Origin of the sequence: Streptomyces sp. NPDC048111 (assembly GCF_043202815.1) — a bacterium.
Lineage (GTDB): Bacteria > Actinomycetota > Actinomycetes > Streptomycetales > Streptomycetaceae > Streptomyces.
This window is the reverse complement of the sequence record NZ_JBIDBD010000015.1, coordinates 15198-30905: the sequence shown is the minus strand read 5'-3', so window position 1 is coordinate 30905 and position 15708 is coordinate 15198. Positions and strand designations below refer to the sequence as shown.

Annotated in this window: 13 protein-coding genes; 9 read left to right on the top strand and 4 right to left on the bottom strand. The window is 72.2% G+C overall.

Features of this window, described 5'->3' with window-relative positions; translation table 11 throughout:
• Positions 1-222: 222 nt before the first annotated feature.
• Together meaB and ACGF3I_RS22830 are read right to left on the bottom strand one after the other, a co-directional pair.
• A complete protein-coding gene (gene meaB / locus ACGF3I_RS22835; protein ID WP_393134975.1) occupies positions 223-1182 on the bottom strand; it encodes a methylmalonyl Co-A mutase-associated GTPase MeaB in 960 nt (319 codons plus the stop codon).
• Between the two features lie 72 nt (positions 1183-1254).
• Positions 1255-2454, bottom strand: a complete 1200-nt coding sequence (locus ACGF3I_RS22830; RefSeq protein WP_393134785.1) for an acetyl-CoA C-acetyltransferase — start codon at positions 2452-2454, stop codon at positions 1255-1257.
• A gap of 139 nt (positions 2455-2593) precedes the next feature.
• On the opposite strand from ACGF3I_RS22830, the gene mce reads away from it, so the two are divergent.
• From mce to ACGF3I_RS22795, 7 genes are all read left to right on the top strand, one after another.
• Positions 2594-3034, top strand: a complete 441-nt coding sequence (gene mce, locus ACGF3I_RS22825) for a methylmalonyl-CoA epimerase (protein WP_393134782.1) — start codon at positions 2594-2596, stop codon at positions 3032-3034.
• A 200-nt stretch (positions 3035-3234) separates the two neighbouring features.
• Positions 3235-7425, top strand: coding sequence for a polarized growth protein Scy (gene scy, locus ACGF3I_RS22820; protein WP_393134780.1), 4191 nt, complete (start codon positions 3235-3237; stop codon positions 7423-7425).
• 114 nt (positions 7426-7539) lie between these two features.
• The gene (locus ACGF3I_RS22815) at positions 7540-8478 is read left to right on the top strand and encodes a cellulose-binding protein (RefSeq protein WP_114038199.1); all 939 of its coding nucleotides are present in this window, start codon (positions 7540-7542) and stop codon (positions 8476-8478) included.
• A gap of 95 nt (positions 8479-8573) precedes the next feature.
• A complete protein-coding gene (locus ACGF3I_RS22810) occupies positions 8574-9578 on the top strand; it encodes an ABC transporter ATP-binding protein (RefSeq protein WP_393134777.1) in 1005 nt (334 codons plus the stop codon).
• Positions 9579-9581: 3 nt separating this feature from the next.
• Positions 9582-10361 carry an ABC transporter permease gene (locus ACGF3I_RS22805; protein WP_393134775.1) on the top strand — a complete coding sequence of 260 codons (780 nt, stop codon included), beginning with the start codon at positions 9582-9584 and terminating at the stop codon, positions 10359-10361.
• A gap of 140 nt (positions 10362-10501) precedes the next feature.
• Positions 10502-11755: an ABC transporter ATP-binding protein gene (locus ACGF3I_RS22800; protein ID WP_393134772.1), complete on the top strand. Its 1254-nt coding sequence runs from the start codon at positions 10502-10504 to the stop codon at positions 11753-11755.
• Positions 11752-12606: an ABC transporter permease gene (locus tag ACGF3I_RS22795; RefSeq protein WP_393134770.1), complete on the top strand. Its 855-nt coding sequence runs from the start codon at positions 11752-11754 to the stop codon at positions 12604-12606. The genes ACGF3I_RS22800 and ACGF3I_RS22795 overlap by 4 nt, the downstream gene beginning before the upstream one ends.
• Positions 12607-12638: 32 nt before the next feature.
• On the opposite strand, the gene ACGF3I_RS22790 is transcribed toward ACGF3I_RS22795, so the two are convergent.
• A complete protein-coding gene (locus ACGF3I_RS22790) occupies positions 12639-12968 on the bottom strand; it encodes an ATP/GTP-binding protein (protein ID WP_393134768.1) in 330 nt (109 codons plus the stop codon).
• A 217-nt stretch (positions 12969-13185) separates the two neighbouring features.
• On the opposite strand from ACGF3I_RS22790, the gene ACGF3I_RS22785 reads away from it, so the two are divergent.
• A complete protein-coding gene (locus tag ACGF3I_RS22785) occupies positions 13186-14223 on the top strand; it encodes an LLM class flavin-dependent oxidoreductase (protein ID WP_393134766.1) in 1038 nt (345 codons plus the stop codon).
• A 103-nt stretch (positions 14224-14326) separates the two neighbouring features.
• Here the strand turns inward: ACGF3I_RS22785 and ACGF3I_RS22780 are convergent, their stop codons facing one another.
• Positions 14327-14719 carry an SCO5389 family protein gene (locus ACGF3I_RS22780; protein ID WP_120721356.1) on the bottom strand — a complete coding sequence of 131 codons (393 nt, stop codon included), beginning with the start codon at positions 14717-14719 and terminating at the stop codon, positions 14327-14329.
• A gap of 228 nt (positions 14720-14947) precedes the next feature.
• Here ACGF3I_RS22780 and nucS point away from each other — a divergent pair, with 228 nt between their 5' ends.
• The gene (gene nucS, locus ACGF3I_RS22775; RefSeq protein ID WP_393134764.1) at positions 14948-15619 is read left to right on the top strand and encodes an endonuclease NucS; all 672 of its coding nucleotides are present in this window, start codon (positions 14948-14950) and stop codon (positions 15617-15619) included.
• Positions 15620-15708 lie beyond the last annotated feature (89 nt).

The window sequence follows — 15708 nt, the reverse complement described above, 5'->3', positions numbered from 1 at the left end:
GCCGAAGCGGGCCGCGGGCCGTCTGCCCCCTCGGGGCCGGCCGCGGCGCCGGGGCGGGTCCTAGACGCAGAGCAGGAACACGGCACGCACGCTAACAGCCCCGGTTCCCGCCGGACCAGCGGTTTTCCCGGGGCTGTCGTGGAGGTGGCCGGGCGGTCCGGGTGAGGCCGGCCACCGCTTCGTCGCCGCCGGTTCGTCGGCCGCCGCCTACGGATCTGGTGGCTAGGCGGTCTCGGTCAGGCTGGCCACCAGTTCGTCGGCCGCCGCGTACGGGTCGAGCTCGCCCTCGACGATGCGCTGGGCCAGGGCGTCCAGGCGCTGGTCGCCGTGCAGGGAGCCGATGCGCTCGCGCAGCGCGGTGACCGCGATGGTCTCGACCTCGCGGGCCGCGCGGGCCCTGCGCCGCTCGGCGAGCACGCCGTGCTCGGCCATCCACGCGTGGTGCTTCTCCAGGGCTTCGAGGACCTCGTCGATGCCCTCGCCACGGGCCGCCACCGTCTTGACGATGGGCGGGCGCCAGTCGCCGGGGCCGCGCGATTCGCCAAGGCCCAGCATGTGGTTGAGCTCACGGGCGGTGGCGTCGGCGCCGTCCCGGTCCGCCTTGTTGACGACGTAGAGGTCGCCGATTTCGAGGATGCCGGCCTTGGCCGCCTGGATGCCGTCGCCCATGCCGGGCGCGAGCAGCACCACCGAGGTGTCGGCCTGCGAGGCGATCTCCACCTCGGACTGGCCCACACCCACCGTCTCGACCAGGATCACCTCGCAGCCCGCCGCGTCCAGCACCCGGATCGCCTGGGGCGCGGCCCAGGCGAGGCCGCCCAGATGACCCCGGGTGGCCATCGAGCGGATGTAGACGCCGGGGTCGGAGGCGTGGTCGGACATCCGGACCCGGTCGCCGAGCAGGGCGCCGCCGGAGAAGGGCGACGACGGGTCGACGGCGAGCACGCCGACCCGCTTGCCGGCCCGGCGGTACGCGGTGACGAGCGCGGAGGTGGATGTCGACTTGCCGACACCCGGCGAGCCCGTCAGCCCCACGACGTACGCGTTGCCCGCGAGCGGGGCCAGCGCCGCCATGACCTCACGCAGCTGCGGCGACGCCCCCTCGACCAGCGAGATCAGCCGGGCGACGGCCCTGGGCCGGCCTTCCCGGGCCTGGGCCACCAGTTCGGGGACGTCCACCATTGCCGCTCCGTTCAGTCGCGTACGCACCATAGGGTCGAGGATCGCTTCCGGGGCTGCCCGCCCGGGCCGTGACTAGCGGGGCACGCGCACGATGAGCGCGTCGCCCTGGCCGCCGCCGCCGCACAGGGCCGCCGCGCCCACGCCGCCGCCGCGGCGCTTCAGTTCGAGGGCGAGGTGCAGGACGACGCGGGCGCCGGACATGCCGATGGGGTGGCCGAGCGCGATGGCGCCGCCGTTGACGTTCACCTTTTCCGGGGACACCCCGAGGTCCTTCATCGACTGCACGGCGACCGCCGCGAAGGCCTCGTTGATCTCGATCAGGTCGAGGTCCTCGACCGCGATGCCCTCCTTGCCGACCGCGTGCCGGATGGCGTTCGAGGGCTGCGACTGGAGCGAGTTGTCGGGGCCCGCGACATTGCCGTGGGCGCCGATCTCGGCGATCCACTCCAGGCCCAGCTCCTCGGCCTTGGCCTTGGACATGACGACGACCGCGGCCGCGCCGTCCGAGATCTGCGAGGAGGTGCCGGCGGTGATGGTGCCGTCCTTGGTGAAGGCCGGGCGCAGCTTGCCGAGGGACTCCACGGTGGTGTCGGCGCGCACGCCCTCGTCCTTGGCGAACAGGACCGGCTCGCCCTTGCGCTGCGGGATCTCGACCGGGGTGATCTCGGCCTCGAAGATGCCGTTCTTCTGGGCGGCGGCGGCGCGCTGGTGCGAGGCCGCGGCGATCTCGTCCTGCGCGGCGCGGGCGATGCCGAGACGGGTGTTGTGCTTCTCGGTGGACTCGCCCATCGGGATGTTCTCGAAGGAGTCGGTCAGACCGTCGTACGCCATGGCGTCGAGCATCTCGATCGCGCCGTACTTGAAGCCCTCGCGGGACTTGGGCAGCAGGTGCGGGGCGTTGGTCATCGACTCCTGGCCGCCCGCGACCACGATGTCGAACTCACCGGCGCGGATCAGCTGGTCGGCCAGCGCGATGGCGTCCAGACCCGAGAGGCAGACCTTGTTGATGGTGAGCGCGGGGACGTTCATCGGGATGCCGGCCTTGACGGCCGCCTGGCGCGCGGGGATCTGGCCGGCCCCGGCCTGGAGCACCTGGCCCATGATCACGTACTGCACCTGGTCACCGCCGATGCCGGCCCGGTCCAGGGCCGCCTTGATGGCGAAGCCGCCGAGGTCGGCGCCGGAGAAGGACTTGAGGGAGCCGAGCAGACGGCCCATGGGCGTACGGGCGCCCGCGACGATCACTGAGGTGGTACCGGTCGTTCCAGACATGAGGCACGGCCCCTTGGGAGGTGAGGTGTGAACGAGGGTTTACTTCGAATGTACTGAGCGGTACTGCCCCACGTCACCGGGCAGCCGGTGTGATCGCGCGCACGTTGCGTAACCACCCCGCGAGCGCTGCACTGGAGGCATGCTGACGCGAATCGACCACATCGGGATCGCCTGTTTCGACCTCGACAGGACCGTCGAGTTCTACCGTGCCACCTACGGATTCGAGGTGTTCCACACCGAGGTCAACGAAGAACAGGGCGTGCGCGAGGCCATGCTCAAGATCAACGAGACCTCCGACGGCGGGGCCTCCTACCTCCAGCTCCTCGAACCGACCCGCGAGGACTCCGCGGTGGGCAAGTGGCTGGCCAAGAACGGGGAGGGCGTCCACCACATCGCCTTCGGCACCGCGGACGTCACCGCCGACTCCGAGGCCATCCGCGACAAGGGCGTCCGCGTCCTCTACGACCAGCCGCGCACCGGTTCGATGGGCTCGCAGATCACCTTCCTTCACCCCAAGGACTGCCACGGCGTCCTCACCGAACTCGTCACTTCCGCACCCACCGACGCGTCCGCCCACTGAGCCCACACAGTGGAGGCCGGACCTCCGGATTCCCGGCCCGGTACAGTGGGCGGTTCCGGGCCGGGGTCGGGTCGGGGCCTGGGACCCACGCCCCTGTTTTGATCTGACACCATTCACCGGGGGCCCGTCCGCCGTCACTCGCGGTCGGACGGCGCTCGTACGGGCAGTGTTCGCGACCAGGGGACGGATGGGACCGCGCAGTGCGGGGCTACGAACGCCAGGAGAGCCAGAGCCACCGGCCTGACGACCACCTCTCGCGGTTCGAGGCCGAGATGGAGCGGCTGAAGACCGAGCGGGAGAAGGCCGTTCAGCACGCCGAGGATCTCGGTTACCAGGTCGAAGTGCTGCGCGCCAAGCTCCACGAGGCGCGCCGCAATCTCGCGACCCGTCCCGCCTACGACACGGCGAACGTCGGCTACCAGGCCGAACAGCTGCTGCGCAACGCCCAGATGCAGGCCGAGCAGCTGCGCACGGACGCCGAGCGCGAACTGCGTGACGCCCGCGCCCAGACCCAGCGCATCCTCCAGGAGCACGCCGAGCACCAGGCGCGCCTGCAGGCCGAGTTGCACGCCGAGGCCGTCAACCGCCGCCAGCGCCTCGACCAGGAGCTGGCCGAGCGCCGGGCCACCGTCGAGTCGCACGTCAACGAGAACGTGGCCTGGGCCGAGCAACTGCGCGCCCGTACCGAGGCGCAGGCCCGCCGGCTCATGGAGGAGTCCCGGGCGGAGGCCGAGCAGTCCCTGGCCGCGGCCCGCGCGGAGGCCACCCGTATCGCCGAGGAGGCCCGTCAACGGCTGGGCACCGAGGCCGAGTCGGCCCGCGCCGAGGCGGAGGCGACGCTGCTGCGCGCCCGCAAGGACGCCGAGCGGCTCCTGAACGCGGCCTCCGCACAGGCCCAGGAGGCCACCTCCCATGCGGAGCAGCTGCGGACGTCCACCACCGCCGAGGCCGACCAGGCGCGCCAGCAGGCCGCCGAGCTGAGCCGCGCCGCCGAACAGCGGATGCAGGAGGCGGAGGCCGCGCTGCGCGAGGCGCGGGCCGAGGCCGAACGGGCCGTCACCGAGGCGAAGGAGGCCGCGGCCAAGCAGGTCGCGAGCGCCGAGTCCGCCAACGAGCAGCGCACCAGGACCGCGAAGACCGAGATCGCACGCTTGGTAGCGGAGGCCACCAAGGAGTCCGAGACCCTCAAGGCCGAGGCCGAGCAGGCGCTCGCGGACGCCAGGGCGGAGGCCGAACGGCTGCGCACCGAGGCCGCCGAGACCGCCCGCACCAGCGCGGCCGAGGATGCCGCGGCCCAGCTCGCGAAGGCCGCGCGCACCGCCGAGGAGGTCCTCACCAAGGCGTCCGAGAACGCGCAGGAGACCACGCGCAAGGCGTCCGAGGAGGCCGAGCGCATCCGGCGCGAGGCGGAGGCCGAGGCCGAGCGGCTGCGCGGCGAGGCGGCCGAGCAGGCCGACGAGCTCAAGGGCGCGGCCAAGGACGACACCAAGGAGTACCGGGCCAAGACGGTCGAGCTCCAGGAGGAGGCCCGCCGGCTGCGCGGCGAGGCCGAGCAGCTGCGCGCCGAGGCGGTCGCCGAGGGCGAGCGGATCCGGGGCGAGGCGCGGCGCGAGGCCGTCCAGCAGATCGAGGAGGCGGCCAGCACCGCCGAGGAGCTGCTCGCCAAGGCGAAGGCCGATGCCGAGGAGCTGCGCACCACCGCCGGCAACGAGTCCGAGCGCGTGCGCAACGAAGCGGTCGAGCGGGCCAACACGCTGCGCAGGCAGGCCGAGGAGACCCTGGAGCGCACCCGCGCCGAGGCCGAGCGGATGCGCGCGGAGGCCGAGGAGCAGGCCGGGCAGACCACGACGGACGCCGAGCGCGCCGCCGCCCAGCTGCGCGAGGAGACCGAGCGGGCGATAGCGGCCCGCCAGGCCGAGGCCGCGGCCGAGCTGACCCGTCTGCACACCGAGGCCGAGCAGCGCCACGCCGCCGCCGAGCAGGCCCTCGCCGACGCCCGGGCCGAGGGCGAGCGCATCCGGCGCGAGGCCGCCGAGGAGAGCGAGCGGATCCGCACCGAGGCCGCCGAGCGTGTCCGTACGCTCCAGGCGCAGGCCGAGCAGGAGGCCGAGCGGCTGCGCACCGAGGCCGCGTCCGATGCCTCGACCGCCCGCGCCGAGGCGGAGAACGCCGCCTCGCGGCTGCGCGCCGAGGCGGCGGCGGAGGCGGAGCGGCTCAAGTCCGAGGCGCAGGACGCCGCCGACCGTATGCGCACGGAGGCCGCGGCCGCCGCCGAGCGGGTCGGGGCCGAGGCCGCCGAGGCGCTGGCCGCCGCCCAGGAAGAGGCCACCCGGCGCCGCCGCGAGGCCGAGGAGACCCTCAACTCGGCGCGCGGGGAAGCCGATTCGGAGCGCGCGCAGGCGCGGGAGCAGAGCGAGGAGCTGCTCGCCTCCGCGCGCAAGCGCGTCGAGGAGGCGCAGGCCGAGGCGCAGCGGCTCGGCGAGGAGGCCGACCGGCGCGCCACCGAACTGGTGTCGACGGCCGAGCAGACCGCCAAGGACGTACGGGATTCGGTGGCCGGGCTCCGCGAGGAGGCCGAGCAGGAGATCGCGGGTCTGCGCAGCGCCGCCGAGCACGCCGCCGAGCGCACCACGACGGAGGCGCAGCAGGAGGCGGACCGGGTCCGCGCCGACGCGCACGCCGAGCGGGAGCGGGCCGGCGAGGACGCGAGCCGGGTTCGGGCCCGCGCCCAGGAGGAGTCCGAGGCCGCGAGGGAGCTGGCCGAGCGGACCGTCACGGACGCCATGGCCGAGGCGGAGAAGGCCCGTTCGGACGCTTCCGAGTACGCGCAGCGGATGCGGACCGAGGCCTCCGACGCGCTGGCCTCCTCCGAGCAGGACGCGGCCCGCACCCGGGCCGAGGCGCGCGAGGACGCCAACCGGATCAGGTCCGACGCCGCGAGCCAGGCCGACCGTCTGGTCACCGAGGCAACGGCGGAGGCCGAGCGGCTCGCCGCCGAGTCGACGGCCGAGGCGGAGCGTCTGGTCACCGAGGCCCGGCAGGTACGGGTCGAGGGCCAGGCCGAGGCCGACGCGCTGCGCGCCGAGGCGCGCGAGGAAGCCGAGCGGGTCACCACTGCCGCGCTCGCCGAGGCCGAGCAGGTCACCACGGCCGCCCGCGAGGAGGCCGAGCGGGTCACCGGCCAGGCGCGGATGGAGGCCGAGCGCACCACCAACGAGGCGAACGCGTATGCCGAGTTGGTCACCACCGAGGCGCGCTCCGACGCGGGCTCCACGCTCGGCGCGGCCGCTGCCGAGGCCGAGCAGACGATAAGCGAGGCCCGCGCCGAGGCCGAGCGGCTGCTCGACGAGGCCCGCGGCGCCGCCGACAAGCGCCGCAGCGACGCCGCGACCCAGGCCGACCAGCTCATCACGGAGGCGAGCGGCGAGGCCGAGCGGCTGCGCGCCGAGGCCGCCGAGACGGTGGGCTCCGCGCAGCAGGCGGCCGAGCGGATGCGGGCCGAGGCTGAGAAGAACCGCGCCCGCGCCGACGAGGCCGCCGAGCAGACCCGTGCCGAGGCCCGCGAGGAGGCCGACCGGCTGCTCGACGAGGCACGTACGGCCGCGGCCAAGCGGCGCGCGGACGCGGCCGAGCAGGCGGACCAGCTCGTCAACAAGGCCCAGGAGGAGGCGCTGCGCGCCGCCACCGAGGCCGAGGAGCAGGCCGACACGATGGTGGGCGCGGCCCGCAAGGAGGCCGAGCGGATCGTCGCGGAGTCGACGGTCGAGGGCAACTCCCTGGTGGAGAAGGCCCGTACGGACGCGGACGAGCTGCTCGCCGGTGCCCGCGCGGACGCCACCGCCATAAGGGAGCGCACCGAGGAGGTGCGGGCGCGTACCGAGGCGGAGATCGAGGAGCTGCACGAGCGGGCCCGCCGTGAGAGCGCCGAGCAGATGAAGACGGCGGGCGAGCGGGTCGACAAGCTGGTGAAGGCCGCGACCGAGCAGGCCACCGAGGCGGAGGCCAAGGCCAAGCAGCTGGTGTCGGACGCCAACTCCGAGGCGGGCAAGGTGCGTATCGCCGCCGTCAAGAAGGCGGAGGCGCTGCTCAAGGAGGCCGAGACCAAGAAGGCCGAACTGGTCCGCGAGGCCACCGCGCTGCGCGACGAGGCGGCTGCCGAGGCGCGCCGTACGGTCGAGGAGGGCAAGCGTGAACTCGACGTCCTGGTCCGGCGCCGGCAGGACATCAATGCCGAGATCTCCCGTGTCCAGGACGTACTTGAGGCGTTGGAATCATTCGAGGCGCCGGCCTCGGGTGGTAAATCCGCTTCGGGCGGCGGCTCGTCCGCGGGTGTCAAGGCGGGTGCCACGGCCGGGGCGACCCGTTCGAGTGGCAAGTCTTCGGAGGGCTAGCCACTCAAAAGGCTGGACATTCTCCAGATCAAACCGGCATCCACTCGATGACACGCCGCTCGGGCCCCTAGGATTCCCCCTATCACCTCACCGGTCTCATTCGACAGGAACCCCATGAGCGACACTTCCTCCCCCTTCGGCTTCGAGCTCGTGCGGCGTGGTTACGACCGCGGTCAGGTGGATGACCGCATTACCAAGCTCGTCGCCGACCGTGACAGTGCTCTGGCACGGATCACTTCTCTGGAAAAGCGCATCGAGGAGCTCCACCTCGAAACGCAGAACGCCCAGGCCCAGGTGAACGACGCGGAGCCGTCGTACGCGGGTCTCGGCGCGCGGGTCGAGAAGATCCTGCGGCTCGCCGAGGAAGAGGCGAAGGACCTGCGCGAGGAGGCCCGCCGGGCCGCCGAACAGCACCGTGAGCTCGCCGAGTCGGCCGCCCAGCAGGTGCGCAACGACGCCGAGTCGTTCGCCTCCGAGCGCAAGGCGAAGGCCGAAGACGAGGGCGTCCGGATCGTCGAGAAGGCGAAGGGTGACGCCTCTCAGCTCCGTTCCGAGGCGCAGAAGGACGCGCAGTCCAAGCGCGAGGAGGCGGACGCGCTCTTCGAGGAGACCCGCGCCAAGGCCGCCCAGGCCGCCGCGGACTTCGAGACGAACCTCGCCAAGCGCCGCGAGCAGTCCGAGCGCGACCTGGCGTCGCGTCAGGCCAAGGCCGAGAAGCGCCTCGCGGAGATCGAGCACCGCGCGGAGCAGCTGCGCCTGGAGGCCGAGAAGCTGCGTACGGACGCGGAGCGCCGGGCGCGCCAGACGGTGGAGACGGCGCAGCGCCAGGCCGAGGACATCGTGGCCGACGCCAACGCCAAGGCGGACCGCATCCGTTCGGAATCCGAGCGCGAGCTGGCGGCGCTCACCAACCGCCGCGACTCGATCAACGCGCAGCTGACCAACGTCCGCGAGATGCTCGCGACGCTGACCGGTGCGGCCGTGGCCGCCGCCGGCTCCCCGGTCGACGACGAGCCCGTCTCGCGCGGCGTTCCGGCCCAGCAGTCCCGCTAGTCGCCGCAGCCCCTCCCCCGTGGGCTGCGACCGGCACCACGAAGCCCCCTGCCACTCCGGTGGCGGGGGGCTTTGTCCGCATTTAGCGTAGCCGCATGATCGAGCTTGAGGGCCTCACCAAGCGCTACGGCAACAAGGTCGCCGTCGACCAGCTGTCCTTCCAGGTCAGACCGGGCGTGGTGACCGGGTTCCTGGGCCCGAACGGGGCCGGCAAGTCGACGACCATGCGCATGCTGCTCGATCTCGACAACCCGACCAGCGGTACCGTACGCATCGACGGCAAGCACTACCGCGAGCTGGCCGAGCCGCTGAAGTACATCGGGGCGCTGCTCGACGCCAAGGCGATGCACGGCGGCCGCACCGCGTACAACAACCTGCTGTGCCTGGCGCAGTCCAACCGGATTCCGGCGGCGCGGGTCTCCGAGGTGCTCGACACGGTCGGTCTGACCGCGGTGGCGAACAAGAAGGCCAAGGGCTTCTCGCTCGGTATGGGACAGCGTCTGGGAATCGCCTCGGCACTGCTCGGCGATCCCGAGATCCTGATGTTCGACGAACCCGTCAATGGTCTGGACCCCGAGGGAATTCACTGGATCCGCAATCTGATGAAGCAGCTCGCGGCCGAAGGGCGGACGATCTTCGTTTCGTCCCATCTGATGAGTGAAATGGCGCTCACCGCGGACCACTTGATCGTTATCGGACAGGGCCGACTGCTCGCCGATACATCGATGGCCGATTTCATCCGGCAGAACTCGCGGAGTTTCGTCCGGCTGCGCTCACCGCAGTGGGAGCGGCTCCTGGACGTGCTCGGACAGGCCGGCGTCCCCTTCGTGCAGACCGGGGACGGCGCCATCGAGGTCGACAACGGCAGGATCGAGGCGCTCGGTGAACTGGCCGCCCAGCACCAGCTCGTCCTGCACGAACTCTCCGGCCAACAGGCCTCCCTGGAAGAGGCGTTCATGCAGATGACGGCAGGTTCGGTCGAGTACCACGCACACGGCGCCACCACGCCCGGCGGACCGCCGGCCGCGCCGCCGCCCGCCTGGGGAGGCGGCGGCTCCGCGCCCCGGTGGGGCGCGTCCGGCCAGGACGAGGGGGTCTGAGCGATGGCATCGGTACCCGCGGTCCTCAAGTCCGAGTGGACCAAGATCCGTACGGTCTCCTCGACGACCTGGACGCTGGCCTGCGCCCTGATCGTCACGGTGGCGATCAGCGCGGCGCTGTGCGCGCTGATGAAGACGCAGTTCGACGACCTCAAGCCGGCCGAGAAGCTGACCTTCGACCCGACGTTCATCAGCTTCTCCGGGATGATCCTGGGGCAGCTGGCGATGGTCGTCTTCGGCGTCCTGGTCGTCGGCACCGAGTACAGCTCGGGCATGATCCGCTCCTCGCTCGCCGCGGTGCCCCGGCGCGCCACCTTCCTGTTCTCCAAGCTCGCCGTGGCCACCCTGCTCGCGCTGGTGGTCGGCATGGCCACCAGCTTCCTGTCCTTCTTCCTGGGGCAGGCGCTGCTGGGCCCGCACCGCACCACCATCGGCGCGCCGAACGTGCTGCGCGCGGTGATCGGGGCGGGGCTCTACATGGCGCTGATCGCGCTGTTCTCGATGGGCGTGGCCGCGATGCTGCGCAGCTCGATGCTGTCGCTCGGCATCCTGATGCCGTTCTTCTTCCTGATCTCGCAGATCCTCTCGGCGGTGCCGGGCGCCAAGAGCGTGGCCCGCTACTTCCCCGACCGGGCCGGCTCGCAGATCATGCAGGTGGTCCCGGACGCCATGAACAGCGACCCGGCGCCGTACGGGCCCTGGGGCGGCCTCGGGATCATGGCGCTGTGGGTGGTCGCGGCGCTCGCGGGCGGCTACCTCGTCCTGAAGCACCGGGACGCCTGAGTCCGCTGGTCACGGCGTGACAGCTGTGACGGCTTGGCCGGAACCGTAAAGGCCTGGATAAGCTCCTCACTCATACGGGGGCATGCCGGCCGAGCGCCGGACACCGCCCCGACGACCCAAACCGTCGATGGGGCTGGAGAATGATCGAGGCAGTCGGCCTGACGAAGCGCTACGGCGCCAAGACGGCCGTGCACAACCTTTCCTTTCAGGTACGACCGGGCACGGTCACCGGATTCCTGGGGCCCAACGGCTCCGGCAAGTCCACCACCATGCGCATGATCCTCGGCCTCGACCAGCCGACCGCGGGGCGCGTGACGATCGGCGGGCACCCGTTCCGCGACCTGCCCAACGCCCCGCGCCAGGTCGGTGCGCTGCTCGACGCCAAGGCGGTGCACGGCGGCCGCAGCGCCCGCAACCACCTGCTCTCGCTCGCCCAGCTCTCCGGCATCCCGGCCCGCCGGGTGGACGAGGTGCTCGGCGTGGTGGGCCTCCAGGAGGTCGCCAAGCAGCGCTCCAAGGGGTTCTCGCTCGGCATGGGCCAGCGGCTCGGCATCGCCGCCGCGCTGCTCGGCGACCCCCAGGTGCTGCTCTTCGACGAGCCGGTCAACGGGCTCGACCCCGAGGGCATCCTGTGGGTGCGCAACCTGATGAAGCAGCTCGCCGCCGAGGGCCGCACCGTGTTCGTCTCCTCGCACCTGATGAGCGAGATGGCGCTGACCGCCGAGCACCTGATCGTGATCGGCCGCGGTCAGTTGCTGGCCGACATGAGCGTCACGGCCTTCATCTCGCACAACTCCGCCGACTTCGCGCGGGTGCGTACGCCCGGCACGGAGCCCGCCCAGCGCGAGAAGCTGACGGCCGCCCTGACCGAGGCGGGCGGCCAGGTGCTGCCCGAGCCGGACGGCGCGCTGCGCGTGACGGGCCTGGCCCTGCCCCGCATCAGCGACGTGGCCCACGAGGCGGACGTACGCCTCTGGGAGCTCTCCCCGCACCAGGCCTCCTTGGAGGAGGCGTACATGCGGATGACGCAGGGCGCGGTCGACTACCGCTCGACGGACGACCAGAAGGCGGGCCTGCAGCCCGTCGTACCGCCCGGGTACGCGCCGCCGCAGGTCGTCCCCGACGTCCCGCAGCAGGGCTGGTACGCCCCGCCGCCGCCCGGCCAGAACCCGTACGCGGCGCCCGCGCAGGCCCCGGCCCAGCAGCCGCAGGCCCAGCAGCCGCCGGCACCGCAGGCGCAGGCCCAGGCACCGCAGGCCCAGGCCCCGCAAGCCCCGGCACCGCAGGCCCCGCAGCCCCCGGTGCAGCAGGCCCCGCAGCCCCCCGCCGCTCCCCCGGTTCCGCAGGCCCCGGCCGCGCCTGCCGCCCCGACCAAGCCCGAGGACAGCCGATGACCACCCCCTACCAGCAGCAGCAGCCGCCCTTCCCGCAGGCGCCGGGCCCGCAGCTAGGTACGTACACCTCGCCGATCGCGCTGCGCCGGGCGACCTTCGGTGACGCGCTCGCCTCCGAGTGGACCAAGATCCGCTCGGTGCGCTCCACGATGTGGACGCTGGGCGTCCTGGTCGTGCTCCTGCTCGGCCTCGGCCTGCTCGCCGGGTTCGTGGTGCGGGCCAGCGATCCCGACATGGGCGACACCCCGGTCCTCGTGCTCGGCTTCTACGGGGTGCTGCTCGGGCTGATCTGCGTGATCACGCTCGGCGTCCTGACCATCGCCTCCGAGTACGGCACCGGCATGATCCGTACGACGCTGACGGCCTGCCCGAGCCGCGGGCGGATCCTGGCGGCCAAGTCGGTGGTGTTCTTCCTGCTCGCGTTCGTGATCGTGACGGTCACCACGGCCCTGGTCGCCGTCGCGCAGACCGCGCTGGTGTCGAACGCGACCGCGCCGACCGGCGGCGAGTGGCTGCGCGCGACGGTGGGCGTGGGCCTCTACGTGGCCATGGTCGGGCTGCTCTCGCTCGCGGTGGGCGCGCTGATCCGGCACTCGGCCGGGTCGATCACGATCATGATCGGTCTGGTGCTGCTCCCGCTGGTGCTGGCCCTGTTCATGTTCACCGAATCGCTGAGCGGGGTGCGCCAGTTCCTCATGGAGTACTCGATCCCGAGCCAGCTCGGGGCCTTCTACGGCGCCACCGTCTCGGACAGCGGCCCGAGCGGCTGGGAGCCGCTGTGGATCATGACCGCGATCACCGCCGTCGCGCTCGGCGGGGCGTTCCTGGCGCTCAAGTCCCGCGACGTGTAAGGCCGTTGCGGCGGGACGGGGCCGGGAAGGCCTCAGTACCGCGGCGCGTTCCTGGACCGCTGCACCCGCGTGGTGCGGCGGTCCTTCGCGTTCCAGCAGGCCTTGTGCCAGTGCCGGCGCTCGTCCACGCCGCCGTACTCGGGCCAGGCCACCAGGTGCGGGGCGCCGGAGGGGATCTCCTGGTCGCAGCCGGGGCAGCGGTAGCGCTTGCCCGCGGCGCTGGCTCCCGCCACGTGCCGCACCGACCACTCCTCGCCCTGCCAGGACTCGGTGCCCTGGACGCCGAATCGGTCGCCGCCCGTCCGGCTCTCGGACTCGGTCGGCTTCTCGCCGCCCTTGGGGCGGTTGCGGCGCGGGGACACGTAGACACCTCATGGGGCGGGGCGGACGGTTCGCTCCAGCCTAGGCCCCCGCACGGCGGGTACCCGCCTGGGGAGCGGGTGCCGGGCGTCACCCGTTCGAGGGACTCTTAGCGGACAATCGCAAGAAGTTGGCGGCGGGCCGTGCCTTTGGCACTTGTCAGACGTTCTTGCCAGTAAGAGGGGGAGAGCCGCGTCGGCCGCAAGGAGGCAGAAGGCGATGCGTGTCGGAACTTTTGTACTGGCGGCCCAGTTTCCGGGCCAGGGGCAGGGAGAAACGCTCCATCGCGCGGTCAGGTCCGCCGAGGTGGCCGAGGAGGCCGGGCTCGACGCGGTGTGGCTGGCCGAACACCACTTCGTACCGTACGGCGTGTGCCCGTCCGCCGTGACGCTGGCGGCGTTATTGCTCGGCCGCACACGACGGATCAGGGTCGGCACCGCCGTGTCCGTGCTGCCCACCGCGCACCCGGTGGCGCTCGGCGAGCAGGCCGCTCTGCTGCACCTGACCTCGGGCGGGCGGTTCACCCTCGGGGTGGGCCGCGGCGGCCCCTGGGTCGACCTGGAGGTGTTCGGCTCGGGCCTGAAGGCGTACGAGCAGGGCTTCCCCGAATCGCTCGACCTGCTCCTGCGCTGGCTCCGCGAGCCCCGCGTGGCGGGTGCGGGGGAACGATTCAGCTTTCGCGAGGTCCCGGTCGTGCCCCGGCCCGCCGAGATCCTGGACGGCGATCCCGGGGACGCCTGCCCCGAGGTGATCGTGGCGTGCACCTCGCCCAAGAGCGTGAAGCTGGCCGCCGAGCGCGGGCTCCCGATGCTGCTCGGGATGCACTGCGGCGACGAGGACAAGGCGGAGATGGTCGCACTGTGGCGCAGGGAGGCGCGGGCCGCGGGCCACACGCCGGACAGGATCGCCGCAGCGGGCCACGTCTCGGCGGGCGTCGCACAGATCGCCGACCGCCGGGCGGAGGCCGCCGAGACCTTGCTGAAGTCGATGCCGGGCTGGCTGAAGCAGGGGCTTGACGCCCATGTGACGGTCGACGGCCGCCACCGCTCGATGCGCGACCCGGTGGCGTACACCGGGCTGCTGTGCGGTCTGCACCCGGTGGGCACCCCGCGCCTCGCCGCCGACCGGCTCGCGGCCACGGCCGAGCGCACCGGCATCACCCGCTTCGCCCTGCTGGTCGAGGGCTCGGGCGACCTGGCGGCGACCGAGGAGAACGTACGCCGTCTCGGTACGGAGGTGCTGCCCCTTCTGACGTAGCCGGCGTACGGCGTACCGGACGGGTCGAACGGGGTGATGGCTCCAAGTGACCGCCGCCCCGCGTCAGTTGCACCTCCCGCGACGCGGAGCGGCAGCGAAGGCGTCAGCAGTCCCGAAGCTCCGGAGACTGGTTGAGCAGCTGACCCCGGATCGAGGTGAAGCGGGCGAGCCGCTCATCGGATGAGGGGTCCAGAGGGAACACCGCGACACGGTGGCAGTTCTGGAACGCCAGACGGACACCGAAGTGCCGCTGGAGCGCACCGCGTATGGCGTCACTCGCCAGGGCACGCAGCAGCTGGCCGCGGGCCTGCTCGTCCGGCGGTGGCGTCTGGTTGTCGGCGAACGTACCGCCGTCGACCTTCAGCTGGGCCACCAGAGAGCTGATCATCTCCCACGCGTAGGGCAGGGAGGTCCGGACGCAGTCGACGAAGGCGGCTTCGTCGACCTCGCCTCGCTCGGCCTGTTCGAGTAGGGCCGGTGAGACGTCGAGCGACATGGTTTCTCCTCTCGCGACCCCGGGGAGCGGGGCCTTACGGGCAGGGAAGGGGAGCGTGACGGCCGTCTCTCCCGACAACGCAGCGTGCGCGACCGACAACCTCCCGCTTCCACGGTAGGCGCGATGTACGGCCCATGGCAGGTACTTGGCACATAACCGGCCAATAACGAACAGTGCACTCCAGGGCGAATCGCGTTCGGCGGGGAGAGTCGAGTAGCGTTGCGCCCCATGCGTCTCGTCATCGCCCGCTGCTCCGTCGACTACGCGGGCCGGCTCACCGCCCACCTGCCCTCCGCCCCCCGCCTCATCCTGGTGAAGGCGGACGGCAGCGTCTCCATCCACGCCGACGACCGGGCCTACAAGCCCCTCAACTGGATGTCGCCGCCCTGCACCCTCAAGGAGGGCACGGGGGACGACGCGGGCGTCTGGACCGTCATCAACAAGGCGGGCGAGAAGCTCATCATCACGATGGAGGAGGTCATCCACGACTCCTCCCACGAACTCGGCGTGGACCCCGGCCTGATCAAGGACGGCGTGGAAGCGCACCTCCAGGAGCTGCTCGCCGACCGCATCGAAACCCTCGGCGAGGGCTACACCCTGATCCGGCGCGAATACCCGACGGCCATCGGCCCGGTGGACATCCTGTGCCGTGACGGTGACGGGAAGACGGTCGCGATCGAGATCAAGCGGCGCGGCGAGATCGACGGCGTCGAGCAGCTGACCCGCTACCTGGAACTGCTCAACCGCGACCCGCACCTCGCCCCGGTCCAGGGCGTCTTCGCGGCTCAGGAGATCAAGCCCCAGGCCCGGGTGCTCGCCACCGACCGGGGCATCGGCTGCGTGGTCCTCGACTACAACGCCCTGCGCGGCATCGAGGACGACAAGCTCCGGCTGTTCTGACGGTACGGGGGCCGGCGGCACGGCCGATCCGGCACGTACGAGAAGGGGCCCGCAGAGTGCTGCGGGCCCCTTCTCGTGTACTCAACTGT